The organism is Xenorhabdus sp. SGI 60, assembly GCF_056632175.1.
The window spans coordinates 3,041,221-3,059,431 of the sequence record NZ_CP196860.1; the positions used below are offsets into that span (position 1 = coordinate 3,041,221).

27 protein-coding genes are annotated in these 18,211 nt (G+C 38.0%); 7 read left to right on the forward strand and 20 right to left on the reverse strand.

The window, feature by feature from the left end; translation table 11 throughout:
• The first annotated feature begins 61 nt into the window (after positions 1–61).
• The 6 genes from ACSJJG_RS14200 to ACSJJG_RS14225 all read left to right on the forward strand — a co-directional run bounded on the left by ACSJJG_RS14200 (position 62) and on the right by ACSJJG_RS14225 (position 2,219).
• The gene (locus ACSJJG_RS14200) at positions 62–253 is read left to right on the forward strand and encodes a hypothetical protein (RefSeq protein ID WP_189757974.1); all 192 of its coding nucleotides are present in this window, start codon (positions 62–64) and stop codon (positions 251–253) included.
• 132 nt (positions 254–385) lie between these two features.
• Positions 386–685 carry a fimbrial protein gene (locus tag ACSJJG_RS14205; protein WP_189757973.1) on the forward strand — a complete coding sequence of 100 codons (300 nt, stop codon included), beginning with the start codon at positions 386–388 and terminating at the stop codon, positions 683–685.
• A 52-nt stretch (positions 686–737) separates the two neighbouring features.
• Complete coding sequence (locus tag ACSJJG_RS14210) at positions 738–980, forward strand: hypothetical protein (RefSeq protein ID WP_189757972.1); 243 nt, start codon at positions 738–740, stop codon at positions 978–980.
• A gap of 101 nt (positions 981–1,081) precedes the next feature.
• Entirely contained in the window at positions 1,082–1,339 is a 258-nt protein-coding gene (locus tag ACSJJG_RS14215; RefSeq protein ID WP_189757971.1) for a hypothetical protein, read from the forward strand.
• A 217-nt stretch (positions 1,340–1,556) separates the two neighbouring features.
• Positions 1,557–1,907, forward strand: coding sequence for a hypothetical protein (locus ACSJJG_RS14220; protein ID WP_189757970.1), 351 nt, complete (start codon positions 1,557–1,559; stop codon positions 1,905–1,907).
• Between the two features lie 72 nt (positions 1,908–1,979).
• Complete coding sequence (locus tag ACSJJG_RS14225) at positions 1,980–2,219, forward strand: hypothetical protein (protein ID WP_189757969.1); 240 nt, start codon at positions 1,980–1,982, stop codon at positions 2,217–2,219.
• Between the two features lie 91 nt (positions 2,220–2,310).
• Here the strand turns inward: ACSJJG_RS14225 and ACSJJG_RS14230 are convergent, their stop codons facing one another.
• Genes ACSJJG_RS14230 through pilL2 form a run of 8 tightly spaced genes read right to left on the reverse strand, consistent with a single transcriptional unit; the run spans position 2,311 to position 8,859 of the window.
• Positions 2,311–3,078, reverse strand: coding sequence for a TIGR03747 family integrating conjugative element membrane protein (locus tag ACSJJG_RS14230; RefSeq protein WP_189757968.1), 768 nt, complete (start codon positions 3,076–3,078; stop codon positions 2,311–2,313).
• Positions 3,050–5,203: a type IV conjugative transfer system coupling protein TraD gene (traD, locus tag ACSJJG_RS14235; protein WP_189757967.1), complete on the reverse strand. Its 2,154-nt coding sequence runs from the start codon at positions 5,201–5,203 to the stop codon at positions 3,050–3,052. The genes ACSJJG_RS14230 and traD overlap by 29 nt, the downstream gene beginning before the upstream one ends.
• Positions 5,200–5,766 carry a restriction endonuclease gene (locus ACSJJG_RS14240; RefSeq protein ID WP_189757966.1) on the reverse strand — a complete coding sequence of 189 codons (567 nt, stop codon included), beginning with the start codon at positions 5,764–5,766 and terminating at the stop codon, positions 5,200–5,202. The genes traD and ACSJJG_RS14240 overlap by 4 nt, the downstream gene beginning before the upstream one ends.
• On the reverse strand, positions 5,766–6,284 hold the full coding sequence (locus tag ACSJJG_RS14245; protein WP_189757965.1) for an integrating conjugative element protein: 519 nt from the start codon (positions 6,282–6,284) through the stop codon (positions 5,766–5,768). Before ACSJJG_RS14245 ends, ACSJJG_RS14240 begins: the two co-directional genes overlap by 1 nt.
• Positions 6,281–6,847: a transglycosylase SLT domain-containing protein gene (locus tag ACSJJG_RS14250; protein ID WP_189757964.1), complete on the reverse strand. Its 567-nt coding sequence runs from the start codon at positions 6,845–6,847 to the stop codon at positions 6,281–6,283. The genes ACSJJG_RS14245 and ACSJJG_RS14250 overlap by 4 nt, the downstream gene beginning before the upstream one ends.
• A gap of 12 nt (positions 6,848–6,859) precedes the next feature.
• Positions 6,860–7,582, reverse strand: coding sequence for a TIGR03759 family integrating conjugative element protein (locus tag ACSJJG_RS14255; protein ID WP_189757963.1), 723 nt, complete (start codon positions 7,580–7,582; stop codon positions 6,860–6,862).
• Between the two features lie 9 nt (positions 7,583–7,591).
• Positions 7,592–8,275, reverse strand: coding sequence for a hypothetical protein (locus ACSJJG_RS14260; RefSeq protein ID WP_189757962.1), 684 nt, complete (start codon positions 8,273–8,275; stop codon positions 7,592–7,594).
• On the reverse strand, positions 8,272–8,859 hold the full coding sequence (gene pilL2 / locus ACSJJG_RS14265; RefSeq protein WP_189757961.1) for a PFGI-1 class ICE element type IV pilus protein PilL2: 588 nt from the start codon (positions 8,857–8,859) through the stop codon (positions 8,272–8,274). The genes ACSJJG_RS14260 and pilL2 overlap by 4 nt, the downstream gene beginning before the upstream one ends.
• A gap of 465 nt (positions 8,860–9,324) precedes the next feature.
• On the opposite strand from pilL2, the gene ACSJJG_RS14270 reads away from it, so the two are divergent.
• Positions 9,325–9,597, forward strand: coding sequence for a hypothetical protein (locus ACSJJG_RS14270; RefSeq protein ID WP_399477578.1), 273 nt, complete (start codon positions 9,325–9,327; stop codon positions 9,595–9,597).
• A 102-nt stretch (positions 9,598–9,699) separates the two neighbouring features.
• On the opposite strand, the gene ACSJJG_RS14275 is transcribed toward ACSJJG_RS14270, so the two are convergent.
• The 12 genes from ACSJJG_RS14275 to ACSJJG_RS14330 all read right to left on the reverse strand — a co-directional run bounded on the left by ACSJJG_RS14275 (position 9,700) and on the right by ACSJJG_RS14330 (position 18,191).
• Complete coding sequence (locus ACSJJG_RS14275) at positions 9,700–9,990, reverse strand: hypothetical protein (protein ID WP_189757960.1); 291 nt, start codon at positions 9,988–9,990, stop codon at positions 9,700–9,702.
• A gap of 14 nt (positions 9,991–10,004) precedes the next feature.
• Positions 10,005–10,331, reverse strand: a complete 327-nt coding sequence (locus tag ACSJJG_RS14280) for a hypothetical protein (protein WP_189757959.1) — start codon at positions 10,329–10,331, stop codon at positions 10,005–10,007.
• Positions 10,328–10,792 (reverse strand): hypothetical protein, encoded by a 465-nt coding sequence (locus ACSJJG_RS14285; RefSeq protein WP_189757958.1) that lies wholly within the window; start codon positions 10,790–10,792, stop codon positions 10,328–10,330. The genes ACSJJG_RS14280 and ACSJJG_RS14285 overlap by 4 nt, the downstream gene beginning before the upstream one ends.
• Before the next feature lie 96 nt (positions 10,793–10,888).
• On the reverse strand, positions 10,889–11,959 hold the full coding sequence (locus ACSJJG_RS14290) for a DGQHR domain-containing protein (protein WP_189757957.1): 1,071 nt from the start codon (positions 11,957–11,959) through the stop codon (positions 10,889–10,891).
• A 71-nt stretch (positions 11,960–12,030) separates the two neighbouring features.
• Entirely contained in the window at positions 12,031–12,321 is a 291-nt protein-coding gene (locus ACSJJG_RS14295; protein ID WP_189757956.1) for a hypothetical protein, read from the reverse strand.
• Positions 12,322–12,512: 191 nt separating this feature from the next.
• Positions 12,513–13,001 (reverse strand): single-stranded DNA-binding protein, encoded by a 489-nt coding sequence (locus ACSJJG_RS14300; protein WP_189757955.1) that lies wholly within the window; start codon positions 12,999–13,001, stop codon positions 12,513–12,515.
• A gap of 11 nt (positions 13,002–13,012) precedes the next feature.
• Complete coding sequence (locus ACSJJG_RS14305) at positions 13,013–13,216, reverse strand: hypothetical protein (protein ID WP_399477574.1); 204 nt, start codon at positions 13,214–13,216, stop codon at positions 13,013–13,015.
• 81 nt (positions 13,217–13,297) lie between these two features.
• Positions 13,298–13,753 (reverse strand): STY4534 family ICE replication protein, encoded by a 456-nt coding sequence (locus ACSJJG_RS14310; RefSeq protein ID WP_189758072.1) that lies wholly within the window; start codon positions 13,751–13,753, stop codon positions 13,298–13,300.
• 497 nt (positions 13,754–14,250) lie between these two features.
• Complete coding sequence (locus ACSJJG_RS14315; RefSeq protein WP_189757954.1) at positions 14,251–14,577, reverse strand: hypothetical protein; 327 nt, start codon at positions 14,575–14,577, stop codon at positions 14,251–14,253.
• Between the two features lie 87 nt (positions 14,578–14,664).
• Complete coding sequence (locus ACSJJG_RS14320; RefSeq protein ID WP_189757953.1) at positions 14,665–14,991, reverse strand: hypothetical protein; 327 nt, start codon at positions 14,989–14,991, stop codon at positions 14,665–14,667.
• 592 nt (positions 14,992–15,583) lie between these two features.
• On the reverse strand, positions 15,584–17,617 hold the full coding sequence (locus tag ACSJJG_RS14325; protein WP_189758071.1) for a DNA topoisomerase III: 2,034 nt from the start codon (positions 17,615–17,617) through the stop codon (positions 15,584–15,586).
• Between the two features lie 22 nt (positions 17,618–17,639).
• A complete protein-coding gene (locus ACSJJG_RS14330; RefSeq protein WP_189757952.1) occupies positions 17,640–18,191 on the reverse strand; it encodes a hypothetical protein in 552 nt (183 codons plus the stop codon).
• Positions 18,192–18,211 lie beyond the last annotated feature (20 nt).

Consider the following 18,211-nt stretch of genomic DNA (forward strand, 5'->3'; position numbering starts at 1 on the left):
GATATTATGTAGACTGTATTATAAATTAGCTGAACTAAAATGTTCATCAAAAGAGTACATTATGGAAGTTTATAGCCTAGAAGATTATATAAAAGTTTATTACCAAGGAGTAAAAGCAGAGTTCGCACGTAAACAGGGGGTATCACCCCAACAAGTTAGCCAATGGATTAAACAAGGTTTTATAGTAACAAAAGATCATAAATTGTATTCTTGGCGCAGGGATTTAATAAAGCCACTAAACAATAACAATTAAAAATAAATTACTTTAGGGAGTTTTTATAGAAAAAAAACAAGTAGTGAAATGATGAGTTGTACCCCCATACGGCTCATCGTGTAGTTTCATGTTATTAAATAAAAAACCGAACAACAGTAAGGTGAATAACTTATGAAAACTAGGCTATTTAAATTAGCAGCTTTTAAGGCTGCACTCATTTCATCTTTATTAGTAAATTCAGTATTAGCTAATTCTGGCACTGTTCAATTTTCAGGTGAAATTGTGTCCCCTCCTTGTGTAGTGCATACCAAAGATGAAAAAGCTGAAGTGCGTTGCTTTATTGAGAATAAAGAAACAATAAAAGCAGTAAACCCTCAAACATTAAAAGGAGTATTGAAAACTAATCAAAGCAATATTTCCGTTAACCGCCTAAGTAAAAATGTAGCAATTTTAATTATTACGCATCATTAGATGGCTGCATAATACGGAGGTTTTTTATTACCTGAATATAGGAAAAACAATAATGAGTGAGAAAATAAAAGTAGTAATTTCAGCGGAAGCTCGCGTTCATTTTAGAAAAATCGTCGAAATGGATGTAACTGACTACGATAAATATTGGGAGCTATTGGATTCTAATAAGCGGAACAGTGAAATTGATAGTGAGTTAGCTGGAATAGTATATAAATATGGTTTTGATACGCACGCTGACCGCATTGAGGACAATGACGAATTAGGAGAAATTCAATTCGATGCTGTGGATGAATAACAGGAGGGCTTATGGAGTTGGTTAAATGTTTCGATAGGTTGCCTGCCTGACTGATTTAGATACACCAGCTTTTGGCGGGCAAAGGGACGTCATGTCCGTGGGTGACTGACGAAGAGCAAATGATTTTAAAAACCGTGAATAAAATGAAAATAAAAGGAAATTTAAAAAATTGTCCTAAGTGTGAAAGTACAGCGGGTTTTTATGTGTTAGTAAAAATAGTTCGACACTCATCAGACCATTTTAATTTTGATGGGGAATATTTAGATAACACTAAGATTTGGGACACCATTAAAACAACACAAGAAAAAATAGCATATTGTAATCAATGTAACTGCAAAATAGGTATAGCTAGATCTTAATAGGGGGGTAAAATAAGTATCGAGAAATTAGCTGAGTTCCAAAAAACCAAACCTGTAGCCTACATGGTATTTGATGAAAAATATAGCGAAGTTCTTGCATATAGAACATGTGAACAATTGGCAAATAAAGCGGCTGAAACTTATAACTTATCACCAGGATATTGCTGCAAAGTTATCCCACTGTACAGCTATCCAGGAAAATAAATAGGACAGAAAAATGATGAATACCACATTTAATATAAATAAAAAAGAAGCTGAAAAATACCTTAAAGTAAAACCAGAATTTTTTAATATTGAACAGTTAAGAGATTGGGTGACAGATATCGTTGCATTAAATCTTCAAAAAATAAAGTTTCCAGAATCCGGGATTACAGTGAACATCACTGAGCTGTATCTAAATCAAAATCAAATTGATGTAACCAGAGAGGAAGCCGAAAAATACCTTGAAATAAGACCTAATTTTTTTAGCGTTGAACAACTAAAGGATTGGATAACAGATAGCATCGTACTAGTCCTTCAAAAGGTAAAATTTCCAGAATCAGAAATTACAGTAAACATCATTGAGTGACATAATAAAAGAGACGGCGGGGATGCACCCCCGCCGTAATGATAAAACCATATTTTATTATGGAGACTAAAAATGCCACATAGTTATTGTATCAGTAAAAAAGCATATCACCAACAACCCACTAATCTAGATAACCCACGACTATCTGATTTACCATTATTAAGTGTTGAACAGTACGAGGAAATCATCTTTAAAAGACCGATGATGATTGATGGTATAGCCAACATGATGAATTTAGCTATGGTATACCAAAAATGCAACAAACGTTTTATCACTAATGACAATTTTGTTTCGGGGGGAAACACGGTATAAAAGAGTAAAAGAACTGACGCGCCTAACGGCTTGTCTGCTGACTCAGGCAGGCAAAAACAAGTTTTACCTGCCTGAGTCCAGCTCGATCTAACTACAAATACTTTTTAAATGATGCCGTCATCACTGTAACCGCCGTCCCTAACAAAATTGCGGCTGGTAACAGCAATAAATTGGGATATACCGCAGAAGGCCAGGACAGATAAGTCATACATGGCACATAAAAAGCAGGTTTCACAAAACGCTTAGCGTGATGATAAACAAAACTCGATTCATACCCCGCCCCGTAACGCCGTAGATCCCGCCGACCCAGCCCTTCAACCATAGCAACTAAAAGTACCAGAATAAACAAAGGAATGGACAAAACTAAGATGGTGACTCTAATCAGGAAAGTGACGGTAACAAAAACTGATGCCAGAAGATAAGATTTAAGTATTTCAAATGCCTTTTGGCTCCAACCGGTTAACTCCCTAACGATTCCATTATTGCTTGTTGCTTGTTCCTGGTAAACGCTTTGGAACCAAGCCATAATTCCACTATCTACAAATAGCCATGTATAAACAGACTCAATACCGTAGCTAAGAGTTTGTGAGGGGGAAGACATGAATAAGCTACGAGTAAACTCTGATGATAAATACCCACCTTCAGTTAGCATAACTTGCCGACTATGTTCAGCGCCTTGTTCTGACCAAAAAAAAGCGATTCCTATCCACTCAATAATGCAGCTAAAGAGTAATGATGCTAGCAGCATGCCAATCAGATTCAGAGGAAAGTGCCATAGCACTTTAGCAAATACACCTGGTTCCTTTACTGGGCGGGAAGATTCTGAAACACTAGGCTTTACCTGTTGATGCTGAGCCATTTCCCTCTCCTTCATCATCTTCTGATAACTGAATGGTTACTTCTTCCTGCATATCATTAGATATTCCACTTGCAGACCACCAAGAATCACCTGTGCGATAATTCTTACGCATATACTCTTCTATCTTTTTCAGGTTCTCCGGCATTAATACATCATCTTTACCATCAGGAAGAGGCATTCTAATTTTCCATAATTTTCCCCCCTCCAATAATGCGAACGCTTGCCCTTTCGGTAACCTGATGATATCGGCTGGAGTTAATACGGGTTTAGCCACCATACTCACCCTATCTTGTGTATTAGATGTAAAATCGCTTCCTTGCCCTGGATTAGAAATATCAGTAATACCTGATACCAATGTCTTAGTGTATACATCAACTTCTGGCAACTGCTCAGTAAGCAATTCAGCCGTGGCCTTTTCCCTGACTCGCAACATGATTAGTGTATTGAAGTTCCCAGTTACCTGAGCTGATTTTGCCGCGTTCCCAAGGCGGGCTTCTATATCAGACCATGTTTGTGTATATGCTGTAACCTCAATACCAGCACCACCGCTTTTATTCAATAATGGAATAAACTCATCGCCCATTAATTCGTTGAATTCGTCACAATGTAAGCTAATAGGTAATTTTTTTATCTTATCGCCGTCGGGTAAACCGTCATGTACTCCAAATTTATATATGTGCCCAGCATATGAGACAAGATCCGCAAACATTGAATTGCCTACTGCCGCCGCCACTTCAGCATCAGACAAAGCATCAAGCCCGATATAAACGATGCCTTGTTTTCTGATAACCTGTTGCCAATCAAACATTGGACGAGGATCACTCATATCATCATAATCTGGTGATAAAAGTGCAGCAGTTTTTCCCGTTGTTAGCTTTTCTAGCAAAGGCAGAAGAGAAGCTACGATCTTATCAAAATAAGTACGGTCATAGCGTATAGCACTGCGTAAACCGTCCAGAATGGGATCATATAATTTTTTTCCCTCTTCTGAAGTTAAGGCCAATTCAATAGCCCAGATAGCTACACCAGTTGGATCACTCTGCATGTGGCGAGGAATATCATTTTCTGTCAATACATTCTTCGCATTTTCTATTTGCGCAAACAAAGCAGGCAATCTTTCTTCAATGATTTTTAATGAATAAGTTTGATAAAGTTCGCCAATGTTAGTGACATAACGCAAAATCAATCCGTAATCAGGGCGTTGTCCTAGTGCAACCAGTGCCCTAGCAACAATATTCACAAATCTCCATGCAAATGCACGAAACGCCGCACTGTTACCTTCCCCTGATAACTGCCCCGCAACCCTACTTGCTACCTCTGAAACACGTCCAAATCGCCCTACGGCATTGTAACGGGCGCTAATATCAGGCCAACCCAAATGAAAAATATAAAGTTCTTCACTGCGCCCAGCACGGTGAGCTTCAGCCCATACACGTTTTAAAAGATCCGCGTCTCCTTTTGGATCGAATACAATAGTAACATTGCCACGTCTAATATCTTGTGTAATCAACAACTCTGCTAGTCTTGTTTTACCAACACGAGTCGTCCCCAATATCAAAGCATGGCCTACACGTTCGCGTAAATCCATAGAAACATTAGTTTCATCTGGTTCTATACCGTGTAAAACCGGATTACCACCGACTGGCGGTAATGGGCGAACCGGGTTAAGTATGCTATCCGACTGTAATAAGCGACAAATACGCGGGTAACGAAATTCGAAACGTTGTTCAAATTTTCGTGCTAATTGGTAATGTTTCGGCGGTTGAATGTAATGTTCAACTTCAGGGCGCTGTGTCTCTAATAACCTCTGTGTGTGTTTTTGTAGCCATATAAAGCCCTTACCTAAAAACAGTCTTTGATTACTAATTGGGATTTGGTTTGATGACATAATATATAGCGGTAACCTGCGTAAGTTACACCTATAGCGTAAAACTCGCCATCCTTGATGGGCACGGATAGTAGCAAAACAGGCAAATGCTCCTGCTGTTACATAACTAACTGACGGAGCCAGCGCCACAGCCCAGGGAGCAACTACACAAACATAAGCAGCCCCCATCGCTGCAATAGCTGAATTAAATTCGACGGCCGGACGTAATAGTGCCTCAATAACATAACGATCACTCATAAAATGAAATCCCCAGACAGTAAATTTAACAACCGCTTTCCACTGATAATATAGATTGGGTAATTAATGCTGTAATAAATACTTTTTCCCCCAGTTCTCCCTGCATGAATAAATAAGCCTCCACAGTTCATTTGTTGCAAAATTTCGCCGAATTCTTCAATGTGTTTAGGATTAATCGCCTGACTATATCTTTTAGCTTGAATAAGAAAGCACTTGCCTTTTATCCAAACTTTCCCATCTATTTCTCCACCTCCGCTATAGCTTTTATTACGCTTAACTTTAAAACCCTGCTTCTTAAATGCCAGTAATAACAACTCTTCAAATACATAAGGATTAATTTGTCGTAAATACTTTAATCGACTTCCGTCATTTCTAAGACTTGGTAGCTTTTTCAAAACCTTCTCTGCTGTTTTATAATAGCTACGATGTCTGGTTGATTTTTTAGAAAAAAAATGTTCAGTAACATGGTTAATAATCAAAACAACACAAATAAATAAAATACCCAGCAATAAGAAAAACAACGAGTTTTCAACCACCGCCGCATGTAAAGGAGTCGGAATCATTATGGAACCTGCTGAGTTAGCCCCGTTTCAGTGATCAATACAGGGTAATGTGTTAGTTGCAATCGAATGGCTAAATCACTACCGGATATAGGGGAAATTACACCTTCTTTATAAAGGTGTTTTAACTTATAAAAAGAATCAGCGTTATCAACGTTGACTACCATCCCCACCGCATTTAATGCCTGTAATTTATCAGCATTCTGGCTCAACCAAGTTAGAGATAGTTCATCATCACCAACCAGAAATAATGCTCCTATTCCTGGTAAATTTAAAAGCCGATTTTGTACTATCCCAGGAACCATTTCAGGTGTTTTTATTGGCAAAACCATCTCAAATGACGGTAATTCTGGAACAGCCTTATTAAGGGGTGACTCGCTCCATTCATTTAGTTCATTATTTATCGCATCAAAATAATAGGAAGTACTGTCCCCTCCAAAATCAGCAACTACTTCCAACTCTGATAAGGCTGTGAAACTTATTGCATACAGTAATAAAGCAGAAATTAATTTAAGTTTCATTGTGTTACCTTTGGTTCGATCCATACCACTTCGGCCATTACCGGAGCTAATGAAGATAATTTTTTCTTCACCCCAGACTTATACCTATCAGCTGGGGCGCCACCTTTAGGATGGTGATAACAACCAGCCGCTTCTACCCAGCTTCCTGGATTAAGTTCATAACAAAAACGTAATATACGGGCTGCTACATGGAGGTTGGTATAAGGATCAAATGCTTCCCATGTAGAAGAAAAATGGTGTCCATTCCAACCCCAATTAACTTGTGCAATTCCAATATCAATTCTTTTCATAGAGTGTGTTTTAGAAAAAGTTTTTAATGCTTGCCATGCTGCTAAACGGGTTTCATAGCGATACCCCTTACCTGCTACATTAATCGTCCATGGCCATGGCCTCACTCCTTGAGGTAATTTGTAAGAAGACTCAGCTAAAGCCAGTGAATACAACATTTCGGGTGGTACTCCTTCAGTCTGAGCTACTTGGCGATAGCCTAGGGGTACTTCCTGCTGATTTGCCGTGCAGCACGAGGATATAAACAACACCCCATAGAACCATAGGTGTTTCATAATATTCCCTCATTAAAATGCTGCGACTTGCCAGCCACCATTAGAATTTTGCTGTAAAACAATTGGCATTCGCATTTCGCCGTATTTCATCCAACGCCCTTCATCATGATTTAATGTAATTTCTTTTGCTTTCACTCGTTCAATAGGAATTTTTTTTGCATTCGCCCATTCTCGAATACGGCTATCGTCACCTCTGCTATCAACAACATAAATATCAACAGGGCGCCTCTCTGCTAGAATAGCAGCTAACCGAGCATCACATTGTGTACAATCATCTATACGAACAAATAGCGCTAATCTTCCTTGTGTATCATTCGCAATACCCGCAGGGCTTCCTAAATTAACAGGCAAAATGCTAGGGTATAAACGTTTCCAAGCAGCATCCACTTCACGTTGAAAGCGCAGTTCTTTTTCAACACGCAGATATTCTTGCTGAACCCATAGCTCAGCCAAACGCTTACGTTCTGCATCGCTTTGTGCTTCAATGCCTAAAACAGTTATCGGATCTAACCCTGGTGATTGAATTCCCCTACGACCTTTCATTATTCCCTGATAACGAGTGTAATCTTCTGTATTGAGTCCCCAATCTTTTCCGACGTTCTGTGATTTTAATTGGCTCAACACTTCTTTCAGGACGTTCTCCGTAGACGTTGATACAGAATCATTTTTCTCTGCCACTGCACAAGGAACAATCCCTAATAGGAAAACCGTTAGTGCAATATTTTTCATTTTCATGTGGTTACCTTATTTAGCAGGTAGTATTAGTGAACGTCCTTTCGAAGTAAATTTAGCACTTTCACCAGACATATGAATCAATTTCCAGCCTTGAACTTCTTCACCAATATCAATTAACTGGAGCTGTGACAGGGACGTAACATTATTAGGAACAACAACAGCAAATGCGTTTCCACCTCTGTACTCGATGCCAGAAAAAGTAAAGGGCACCTGTGACTGAGATAATTGGCGAGGTTTATCACTGGTACTTTTATAAACAGGTCTTATTGTTTTTTTGGCCTCTGAAATACCAGATAACTTCTCTTTCAAAACTTCTAATTGTTTTTCATATTTTTTCTGACTACTCTCCAATAAAGACAACAAACTTTCCATTTCCTGAAAACGGACCTCCCAATTTTTGGAACGAGAATTAACCTCTTCTATTTTTTCGCTTAAAAATGAGAGTGTTTTGCTTTGTTTATTAATACGCTCTTCCAAAGCCAAAAGTTGATTCTCCCACTGTTTCTTAAACTGAGAAAATTCACCTTCATTGATCAATTTCTGCTGATTTAACTCTAAAGATTTAAGGCGGACATCAACCTCAGACATTTTTCCATTCATATTTGAATCTTTTTTAACAAACATCAACACAATAAAAACAACAAATAAAACTAATACCAAGCATAAAATGGTTTTCTTTATTGGAATACTCATTTTTCTAACCATCCCCCTTTATTTTCTCTTTTTTCAAAAGTCTGTTTAATATCAACTAAAGGAGTAGAATTAGATGGTGCAGTATCGGCTACTTGCCATTGATATTTGGGTCTTAAACTGTGACATACAACACGCTGAACATCATCTACGTCTAATTTCCAAGCAGCTCCAGCCAACAGTTGCAATGCAACATTCAATTGCACTGGTCCTAATTGATAATGGGGAGCTGGCAAAGATTGTTGATAAAGCGTGTTAACTTGCCCACTTACACTACACAAGCGATACCCTGATTGTCGTAAAGCATAACGCATTGCCTCACCAACAGTAACAGTCGGTTTTAGTGAGTTTGGCATCCTCAATTGAACCACTTGTTTTAGCGGATAACGTTGTGCTATTTCTGGGGAGGTATCAACTAACAAATAACGATCATAGCGAACTACTTCGGGAGAGGATTGGTAAATATCAGGAAATTCAGAGGATACGTTATCTAAGGAAGTAGCCGGAGGTGCCACGGTAGCAGTTTGTTGCTTTACACAAGCCGTCAGAGTAAACGGAATTAATAACATTAGGGATAGTTTTTTCATGATCCTTTATCCTGTTCCTATATAAAATATGCCTAACTTTGCTTAGGAATGGGATTAAATTCAACAAACAACTCTATCTGAAAAAAATAAAAAAAATCACACAAAAAAATTAATTTCAAATTGTTCGCCATAACCTTCCAATAAAATATTTAGCTCATACTCCATTTTTGCTAGCATCATTGTTAATCTATTTCTTTGTGAATATTGCTACCATAACAGGACATAATAGAAATATTTGGTACTGATTGCTCACTTTTAAAGTTTTGCCATGTGTCCAGATCCTCGTTTTTGTCCGTTCTAACCAGTACAACGGAAGCTGTTTTTTGTTGTAACATGACAGCAGCTATTTGAACCAAAAACAATAATCATTGCTTAATTTATTTTTAATAGGGTCATAGTTCATGAGCAAAGTACCAGGATATTTTTATGGATATCGAAGATTTGCCGTAGACAGAGACTGGTTGCGTGAGCAGGAAGAACTGCGTTATCAGAAACGAACAGTTTGAAGCATGGTCAAAAAAATGGATCACTATCACCCGACTTAAACAAGATCGTTTGTGGACTGACGGCGCGATTAAGCGTTGGCTGGGTCAGCCCCAAAAACAGGGTAAATACAAGGTGTTCTCGGTTGAGGCGGTGATAGCAGCAGAGAAATTAAAAGAATTTCAGGAATGGCGACAGCCTCGGATTGAAAAAATGATCGCCCGTTTCAACCACTACATGCTCCCGTTTGTGTAAGATTCGGCGCACCTCAATGCTACTGGAGACATCATTGTCAATCCGCCGATCCCCCTTCACCCTGCCAAGCCGTCTTTTAGCAGGCTGTCTTCTATTTTTTTACTATTCTGTTTTGTCACCTCTATAAACAAAATAAAGAAATTCTTGCAAAATATCACAAAGCTTACTATGGTCATCAAAATGTGTTTGTGTTTGTGTTTGTGAGCATAGTTTAAACGCAATTTTATTCCATAGAGTAAATATTCCTGTAGCTATGAGATAATGCTCTTCGGCAAATCTTTTATTAGCTTTAGCATTAGCATTAGCTTTAGCTTTAGCTTTAGCTTTTGTAAATTGTTCCATTAACAATTGCTCAGTGATTATTGTAAAATTAGTATAATCAGATTCTTTCATATTCATTCACCTATTCAATATCTTCTAAACAAAAGGAGAACATCTTCCGATAATTGATAATTTGATTTGGTATTTAAACGGCTTTTTCTCTCATGATATATAGTTCCATCCGGCGTTATATGCTTAGTCATTAAAATACCAACTTTACTTAAACGACTACATAAACTTGACAAATTTTCCTTTGTAGCTTTAGTTACATTGGCTAATTCATCAATGCTAACCAAGTTCACACTACCATCATCATCACATTTATCAAGCATATAAAAAAGTACCGCTATAGCAGTTCCCTTTCTGCCCGTGTGGGAAAAAATTTCACCAATCTCTGAAAAGCTAAATCTCATGCAAACTTACCTAATTTCTTCTCATACCATTTGACAACGTTAAAACGTTCCATTTCCTCAATTGCAGCACATAACCACCCTGTAACCGCAACATGAGAAGCAAGACGCTGAGGCAGCAGCATAAGTAAGTCTGCTAGCTGTGTTGATTTATTCATTGTTAAAAATAGAGTTGCGAAACCTGCCCACTCTTCATCGTTTGAAGGCATCCATTCGGACTCAAGTAACATTGACAATGCTGCTTTAGCCGCCCATAATGGAGTTTCGACTTTTCCTATATTCCATGATGTTAGAGTTGTACCCAATACTGATTTATCACGTCTGATAAAACCATTTGTAACAGCAACTTCAGTTAATCGCATAGCTCCCTGGGCAGCAGATAAGTCCGTCCCCATAATCCAAATTTTAACAACCTTAGCCCGAAACGATCTGGACATTGTAATTAGTGGAGTTTGATTTATCATAATTCAACCTTGTTTTTTAACTGTCGACTAGTCTTCTTACCAGGTTCTGACTGGTAGGCACATTTACGTTCCTGCCAGTCATATGAACTTAGTTAATCAGCAACCAATATTGCAATTGATAAAACTTAATAAATGACTCCCCGCTGCACGTTGCGACTTTAGATCAGCTCTGATTGTTCCACGCTCAGGGTCAACACAAATACCTTTCCAATTTTCAATACGAAAAAATGCATCACGTTTAGTCTCATTCATTATACATGCGACCCCATTGATTTTAACAATAACATCTTCAATACACTTCTCCTCCTTCAACAGCTCACATACAGCAAAGGAAAACGCATTAACTAATACACCATGAAATGTTATGTGTCCTTTTCGGTAATCTAAGCTGTGAACTTTACTATGTCCCTCAGTCAAACCAGTCAGGTAGGCCCAAGAACTCCATATTGCAACAGCTTGAGTTTTAATAGTTTCTGATAAAATGTCTTCAGTAGGTACACAAAATATACGTTTAGTAGCATCATATAATGCTTTGAAGCTAATTAGCATATTGCTTTTGCTAGGAATAACGTTATGTTCATAATCAACCCACTCAGAAACAGCTTTAATTTCTTTTATCCAATATCGGGTTAAATGGCTGTAATCCTCACGATTATTATACGCAAGATTAATTGCAGCTGAAGGTTTTGACGCATTACTATTAATATCTGAAAAAAATTGTTGTCGTGTTTCAAGATCTAAATTTTCAGTAAGTGTTATTGAAATATAATCATTAACATCTCTCTGTTTGCAAAATTCAATAATTCCATACGCCCTATGTTGCCCATCAAATAGAGTAATATCGGCATCCATTGGAATTTTTAAAATTCCAATACGTGTATCATTTCCCACTTCGTCAAATTCAATATCACTGTCAATATTACCAACAAGAGGAGGAAGAATATAAGGGATTTTATTATCAAAAGATTTAATCAAATACTGAGATATTTTTTTAGCTCGATTTTTATTTAATTCTCTTTGAGAACGTGACATTACGTGCTGACTATTATCAAAAGCAAGCAAACGTTTTAGTTGCCTCATAGGAATAACTAATGAATATTGTATTTCACTAGCCTGAAATGAACGAATGGCAGGAATATTCCAAGTATATTTTTTATTTTCCAACATAATATGTTTCTCCTGTGAGAAGTGCTGCCGCGAAATATGTTGCAGTGGCCTTCCACTGCAACAAGACGTTATCAAAAATTATATACTACTTTGAAATCTATACAGTTTGGCATTAATTGCAAAATCTGCTGAACACTAACAACATTATGGCAGCAATAGTTTGCACTCATAATATCCTCAATGGCCCTAAAAAGATCACAGTGACCAACCGCCCTAAACAGATCCATAGGATTAGCGCTATAACTACCTACAGGAACCCATAAGTCGCTATTAGCTCCACTTAACACAGAATGATTACAGAAATGGATTGAAGGTATCTCATTTTGTACAGCCAAATTAACTATAATAGATTTACGGGACATAATTTACTCCTATGAGAATGGCTTTTGCCAGGTGATCAAAAACGGCCTTCCGTTCTTGATAGTTTAAGTATACAACAACACGAATTAATAAATCAATATTGATTATATAAAATAATAATAAAAAATGCATAAAAATTTCCCCCGAACTAACAGGGGAAATTACTATTCTATCGTGAGTCCGCAAGTCACCGTCAAAATGGAATATCATCATCGAAATCCATTGGCGGCTCATTGTTCTGTGGCATAGGTGATTGAGCCGAACAAGATGGAGCACTACCACTGAATTGCTGAGAGACTTGTGGCTGCCCCCAATTCTCCTGTGCCCCACTACGATTGCCCAACATCTGCATTTTACCACCAGTACTTACCACAATTTCGGTAGTGTAACGATCTTGACTGCTCTGATCTTGCCATTTTCGAGTTTGCAAAGATCCTTCTATATAAACTTGTGAACCTTTTCTGAGATACTCACCTGCAACTTCAGCCAGCTTTCCGAAGATCACCACACGATGCCATTCCGTTTTCTCTCTTATTTCACCAGATTGTTTATCTCGCCAACTCTCAGATGTCGCCAGAGTAATGTTTGCCACTACCCCGTTATTATTTGGCATATAACGGATTTCTGGATCTGCTCCCAGGTTTCCTATCAAAATAACTTTGTTAACGCCTCTTGAAGCCATAATATTTCTCCTCAGATGTATTCGCGTTGCGTCCAATTTCCTTGTTTTAGAGCCTTAGATGCAATTTTATCCGATTTGAAATATTCGACGGACTCCCGAGACACAGGTCCTTCTTCATTCACCGTTCCAATATAATAACCAACACGGCTATATAAAACCTGTAACGGTAAATTTTGCCCTGCAAGTTTTGCAGCAAGCATACCAGTTTTCATCATAGCATGTTCCTTTATTGATAAGGCAGAAACATACTTCCCTGAAAGAAATATATTTTTCCCAGGGAAGTAAAATTATGTGATTTAGAATGAGTCTTCCGCGTACTGTTTTGCAGGAACCTTTTCTTCACTAGGTGGTGCTGATTGAGATTTTTCGGCCTTATATACCATCTCTTTTCCAACTTTGATCCAGTCAATATTAATTAACCGAGCACGCAGGCTAACACGCTGTTCTCCGGCATGTTCCCCACTATTGAGTGTAAAAATCTCAGTAGACGGGTTACTTAAAACGAATCCAATCAACACTTTTTTATCTTCATCCACGGCTTTCTGACAGCGGTTTATAAGCTTAATGGCGTTTTCTCCAGCAACAGTAGTATCAAAACGAACGTATGCCGGACTATCAGTAGGACCACTTAAAGCGTTAATCACAACCGACAAGAAACGCCCATTAGATCCGTTTATATGGCGAATATTGCTTAAATACCCGATGCCATTGATATGAAGATTGAAGTATTTGTTTTCATTTTTGCTATTCATCATGATGTTTCTCCTAGGAAATAAGGTAAAAAAATGAGAAACATCACCCACAATGGGATAATTGTTTCCCATTGGGAAGTCAGTCTGATGGCTAACTTGATATCGCGATATGATATATGTGAAGAGTTTCTTAATCGCTTTAGCGATCCCCGTTTTCAAAGAATAAACGGGTTTACCCAGAGTATTTACTGTCTGCCTTTTCAGGTATGGCAGATGGCGTAGTCACCCGAAGGCGTTCCTCTCAGACTACCGAAACATTGTTAATACAGCCACTCGAAAGCGCTCCTTTCAGGCTGCTGAAGCATTAATAGGTTACATAGAGCAACATAAAACAATGTATATAATTAAACCAAAGTGCAACAATGTCAATAATTTAATACTAACTTTTAACAGATTATATTGCGGTCAGGGCAAGAGCGTTATTAGTAAATAAGCATTCGTACTCTCACCCTGATACCAGGTTTAAAACGAAACATAAAAATAATGTCGAAACTTCGTTATTTTAAACGAGATTTTTTTATCCACTCACCATCATATTCGGCAGCATAATATGTTGGACCACCACCAGGTAAATCATCCGCTAGTTGGCATTCCGCAACTTTTCCGGTGAAATACCATTTTCTATAGCCATCTTTATCTTCAAATGATTTCGCAAAAACTCTCGCTGAATGAACAACCCACATCGTAAGCCCTTTACCTGAAACCTGATCCCAAATCGTACCATATCCAGGACAGTAGTATTTTGTTCCTGCTGCCGATGCAATCCCAATTCCTCCGATTAATGCTACTACTAATGTCCCAATTGTTAATAATTTTCTGAACATGAGCATTCCTCTATAATGTATTACATATAAAATTGAGTTTTATAGTTCATGTTAAATATAAATTAGAAATTTATAAGCTAATTTATTTCAGCGAGGCTTATTTACCCACTCACCACCATATTTTGCAGCATAATATTTTGGACCTCTGTCTTTATGTTCATAACCACGATCTAAATAACATTCCCAAATTGTTCCTGTGAAATTCCACTTTCTACCAAAATCTTCAAATGAATTCGAAAAAACCCTAGTCGAGTGAACAACCCACATCGTAAGTTCTTTACCTGGAGCCTGATCATAAATACGCCCTCCCATGCTTTCTGGACAATAGTATGCCGTCCCCAGTGCAGATGCAGTCCCAACTCCTCCGATTAATGTTGCTACTAGTGCTCCAGTTGTTAATAATTTCTTGAACATAAATATTCTCCTGAAATAATTTCATAATTTTCATGCTAAATAAATCACATATAAAATTTAATTTTATAAGGCATATAAAATATAAATCATCATGAGATGATGTAACAATTTTAAATTTTATAAGTAATATGTAAATTTAATTACAAATCAAAAAACTTTTCTATATTATTATTTATTAAATCATTTTATTGATATGAAATTTATTTTAATTACAGCCTAACGTCATAAAATAACCATGTTATTATAAAAAACGTCTGAAAATGAAAATGTAGATAAGAGTCTCAAATTTTTCGTTAAATAATACTTTCCTTACTCGCCCGATTATCGGAATAAATTAAAGGCGTTACCAGAGGTAACGCCTTTAGCAGTTGTACCAGTTCTGCGAAGTTAAGAATGAAACTCCGAGGCCATTCAACAAACCCGGCGTGCTTTTCACGGAGTTGGATACGCCTTGAAAATCTACTGTGTCGAAGCAGTAATTTTCTGAACTGTTAGGGTTAGGACGCTTTTCAACGTTTCCCCTCCGCAGCTACGGGGTACTATTTCCTAACTGGAAAACATTACCAATAACGTAGGTAACTGTAAACCTAAGTTACGAAAAAAGTGTTTTCAATGTATTACTTTTTTTCTTCTTACCAAGTTGGAGTTTAGCACCTTTCGCCTTATTCAGTGTATCCAAAGCAACAATACCATTACATTCAGGATAACGCTGACAGCTCCAAAAACGCCCTTTTTTGCCTTCACGTAATACCATTCTCCCCTGGCATTTTGGGCAAGAGGGCATAGTAGGTAGGTTCAGCTTTAATGGTATATTTTGCGCTTTCTCCAACAAATGGCGAACCCAAGCTTCTTGCTTTTGCATGAACGAAGCCAAGGACATTTTACCCTCAGCAACTTCTTCCAGAGCCTGTTCCCATAATGCTGTCATGCCTGGGTCAGTTACCACAAATGGTAGTGCATCAATAAGCTGAGAGCCAATATCCGTAGCTAACAGAAACTTCTTCTGACGAGACAAAAAGTTTCTTTCCTCCAATTTAGCAATAATTCCAGCTCGTGTAGCCTCCGTTCCTAACCCTGCATTATCTTTTAAGACTTTCTTTAAAGCTGGATCAGTGATAAATGCAGACGCATTTTTCATGGCAGCAATTAATGTACCATCAGTGTAGTGTTGGGGAGGTTTAGTTTCCAATTGCTTAAGCTCCCCGCTTTTAACTTCGCACACTTCACCTTGAGATAAAGCGGGGAGCTTTTCTGTGGGTTCTGTATCATCTTCATTCTCTTCTTCTGAGTTTGAGAATAGCAGTTTCCACCCTTTAATAACTTCAACGTTGCCTTTAGAAATAAACAACTGGCCCCCTATGTCAAAAGAAAGAGTCGTTACATCAATTTCTTGTGCAGGTAAAAATTGAGCCAAATAGTGAGTACGAATCAATTCATACAACTTTCTTTCTACTGCATTCATATCTGACAACACTGGAGGATGTTTAGTTGGGATAATCCCGTGGTGCGCCGTTATTTTCTTATCATTCCAAACACGTGAAACTAATTTGATATCCAGTTTATTTAATAATGGAGATATCGAGGGATCACTTACTGCTAGTGCCTTTAAGACTTCAGGAATTTCCGATTGCATGGAGGTAGGCAAATAGCCACAATCAGTTCTTGGATAAGTGGTAGCTTTGTGTTTTTCATATAAGCTCTGAGCTATTTCTAGTACCTGGTTAGCACTGAACCCCCAACGTTTTGATGCAACTTGCTGTAACGTCCCTAAATCAAAAGTAAGAGGTGGTGAATGTTTTGCACGCTGTTGTTGAGCCTCACATACTCGCGCCTGCTTATTTTGATTACATAACTGAGTTGCAGCTTTCGCTATTGGTAATTGATTACAACGTTTTTCATCATCACAGTATTGCTCAGCCGCTACCCACCTAGCCGTAAAGAGTATCCCTTGGTGTTGTAATAACGCATTCACTTGCCAATATGGTTTAGGTGTAAATTGGGCTATCTCACGATCTCTTTTTACTAGCAACGCTAATGTAGGTGTCTGAACCCGCCCAATTGAGAACAAGCCCCCATACCCGTGTTCTCGTGCCGATACTGTAAAAAAACGAGTCATATTCATACCAATCAACCAATCTGCGCGGGAGCGTCCTAGTCCCGCCTGATAAAGCGGTTCTGTTTTTTTACCTGGCAACATTGAACGAAGCGCTTGCCTAATGCTCGCATCATCCAGTGCCGATAACCAAAGCCGCTGAATGGGGCCTGTATAGCGGCACATATCCAATATTTCTCTCGCAATGACTTCCCCTTCTCTATCGGCATCAGTGGCAATGATTACTTCAGAAGCATGTTTCAGCAATCGTGAAATAGTCTTAAACATTGATGATGCGTCTTTTTTTACAACCATTTTCCATTGAGATGGAATGATAGGTAAGGCGTCCTTACACCAGGGGATACCAAACTGCTCACCATAAGCATCAGGGGACGCATTTTCTAACAAATGCCCCCTAGCCCATGTAACAACTAGATCACTCCCCTCATAAAAACCATCTTTTTTAGTGTTTGCTCCTAAAATCTTTGCAATATCTTTACCTTGAGATGGCTTTTCACATAAAAAAAGACGCATAGTCATTCCTTGTTGATTAAAGTTATTGGACTTTACCCACTGATACGTCATTAATTTGTTTAAATAAACGTTTCAGATAGTTATCAGTTAGATGTGCCGGGTTAGCTGAACTATAAGTAATAAACATCAGCGTACCTTTACCTTTTTTCTGCAATTTAATATTCAAATGATCGTTATCGTTCCAATTTTTTCCCATACTATAATAACTGCCTGGGCTGGCTCCCCATGTGTATCCGGCAGCTTTTATAGCACTTACTGTCCATTCATCTTGTTTATTACCACTATTCTTCAATGAATCTATTTCATCTTTAGATACAAACTCATAGAAACGTCTGACTCTTGCTGCTGCTGTATCTACATCAACCGAAACAGTTACTTCCTGCTGGCGACTATTGCGCTTTTTTCCTACATCAGCATTTAATCTAGGCATTCCATCATCAGCGTCAGAAACCGGACCTTTTGTTATAGATAACCCAAAATCACTAATTTTTTTATTAATTTCAGAAAGTTCTGTTCCAACACAACCCTGAAGCAGCACAAAAAAGAAAGGAACAGTAAATTTATAAAAAGACATAAGTACTCCTCATATAGTTA

Bases quoted from the DNA above. Each gene is read 5' to 3' on its own strand.
- ACSJJG_RS14200 (WP_189757974.1), top strand. From the start codon at position 62: ATGGAAGTTTATAGCCTAGAAGATTATATAAAAGTTTATTACCAAGGA.
- ACSJJG_RS14205 (WP_189757973.1), top strand. From the start codon at position 386: ATGAAAACTAGGCTATTTAAATTAGCAGCTTTTAAGGCTGCACTCATT.
- ACSJJG_RS14210 (WP_189757972.1), top strand. From the start codon at position 738: ATGAGTGAGAAAATAAAAGTAGTAATTTCAGCGGAAGCTCGCGTTCAT.
- ACSJJG_RS14220 (WP_189757970.1), top strand. From the start codon at position 1,557: ATGATGAATACCACATTTAATATAAATAAAAAAGAAGCTGAAAAATAC.
- ACSJJG_RS14225 (WP_189757969.1), top strand. From the start codon at position 1,980: ATGCCACATAGTTATTGTATCAGTAAAAAAGCATATCACCAACAACCC.
- ACSJJG_RS14230 (WP_189757968.1), bottom strand. From the start codon at position 3,078: ATGGCTCAGCATCAACAGGTAAAGCCTAGTGTTTCAGAATCTTCCCGC.
- traD (WP_189757967.1), bottom strand. From the start codon at position 5,203: ATGAGTGATCGTTATGTTATTGAGGCACTATTACGTCCGGCCGTCGAA.
- ACSJJG_RS14240 (WP_189757966.1), bottom strand. From the start codon at position 5,766: ATGATTCCGACTCCTTTACATGCGGCGGTGGTTGAAAACTCGTTGTTT.
- ACSJJG_RS14245 (WP_189757965.1), bottom strand. From the start codon at position 6,284: ATGAAACTTAAATTAATTTCTGCTTTATTACTGTATGCAATAAGTTTC.
- ACSJJG_RS14250 (WP_189757964.1), bottom strand. From the start codon at position 6,847: ATGAAACACCTATGGTTCTATGGGGTGTTGTTTATATCCTCGTGCTGC.
- ACSJJG_RS14255 (WP_189757963.1), bottom strand. From the start codon at position 7,582: ATGAAAATGAAAAATATTGCACTAACGGTTTTCCTATTAGGGATTGTT.
- ACSJJG_RS14260 (WP_189757962.1), bottom strand. From the start codon at position 8,275: ATGAGTATTCCAATAAAGAAAACCATTTTATGCTTGGTATTAGTTTTA.
- pilL2 (WP_189757961.1), bottom strand. From the start codon at position 8,859: ATGAAAAAACTATCCCTAATGTTATTAATTCCGTTTACTCTGACGGCT.
- ACSJJG_RS14275 (WP_189757960.1), bottom strand. From the start codon at position 9,990: ATGAAAGAATCTGATTATACTAATTTTACAATAATCACTGAGCAATTG.
- ACSJJG_RS14280 (WP_189757959.1), bottom strand. From the start codon at position 10,331: ATGAGATTTAGCTTTTCAGAGATTGGTGAAATTTTTTCCCACACGGGC.
- ACSJJG_RS14285 (WP_189757958.1), bottom strand. From the start codon at position 10,792: ATGATAAATCAAACTCCACTAATTACAATGTCCAGATCGTTTCGGGCT.
- ACSJJG_RS14290 (WP_189757957.1), bottom strand. From the start codon at position 11,959: ATGTTGGAAAATAAAAAATATACTTGGAATATTCCTGCCATTCGTTCA.
- ACSJJG_RS14295 (WP_189757956.1), bottom strand. From the start codon at position 12,321: ATGTCCCGTAAATCTATTATAGTTAATTTGGCTGTACAAAATGAGATA.
- ACSJJG_RS14300 (WP_189757955.1), bottom strand. From the start codon at position 13,001: ATGGCTTCAAGAGGCGTTAACAAAGTTATTTTGATAGGAAACCTGGGA.
- ACSJJG_RS14305 (WP_399477574.1), bottom strand. From the start codon at position 13,216: ATGATGAAAACTGGTATGCTTGCTGCAAAACTTGCAGGGCAAAATTTA.
- ACSJJG_RS14310 (WP_189758072.1), bottom strand. From the start codon at position 13,753: ATGAATAGCAAAAATGAAAACAAATACTTCAATCTTCATATCAATGGC.
- ACSJJG_RS14315 (WP_189757954.1), bottom strand. From the start codon at position 14,577: ATGTTCAGAAAATTATTAACAATTGGGACATTAGTAGTAGCATTAATC.
- ACSJJG_RS14320 (WP_189757953.1), bottom strand. From the start codon at position 14,991: ATGTTCAAGAAATTATTAACAACTGGAGCACTAGTAGCAACATTAATC.
- ACSJJG_RS14325 (WP_189758071.1), bottom strand. From the start codon at position 17,617: ATGCGTCTTTTTTTATGTGAAAAGCCATCTCAAGGTAAAGATATTGCA.
- ACSJJG_RS14330 (WP_189757952.1), bottom strand. From the start codon at position 18,191: ATGTCTTTTTATAAATTTACTGTTCCTTTCTTTTTTGTGCTGCTTCAG.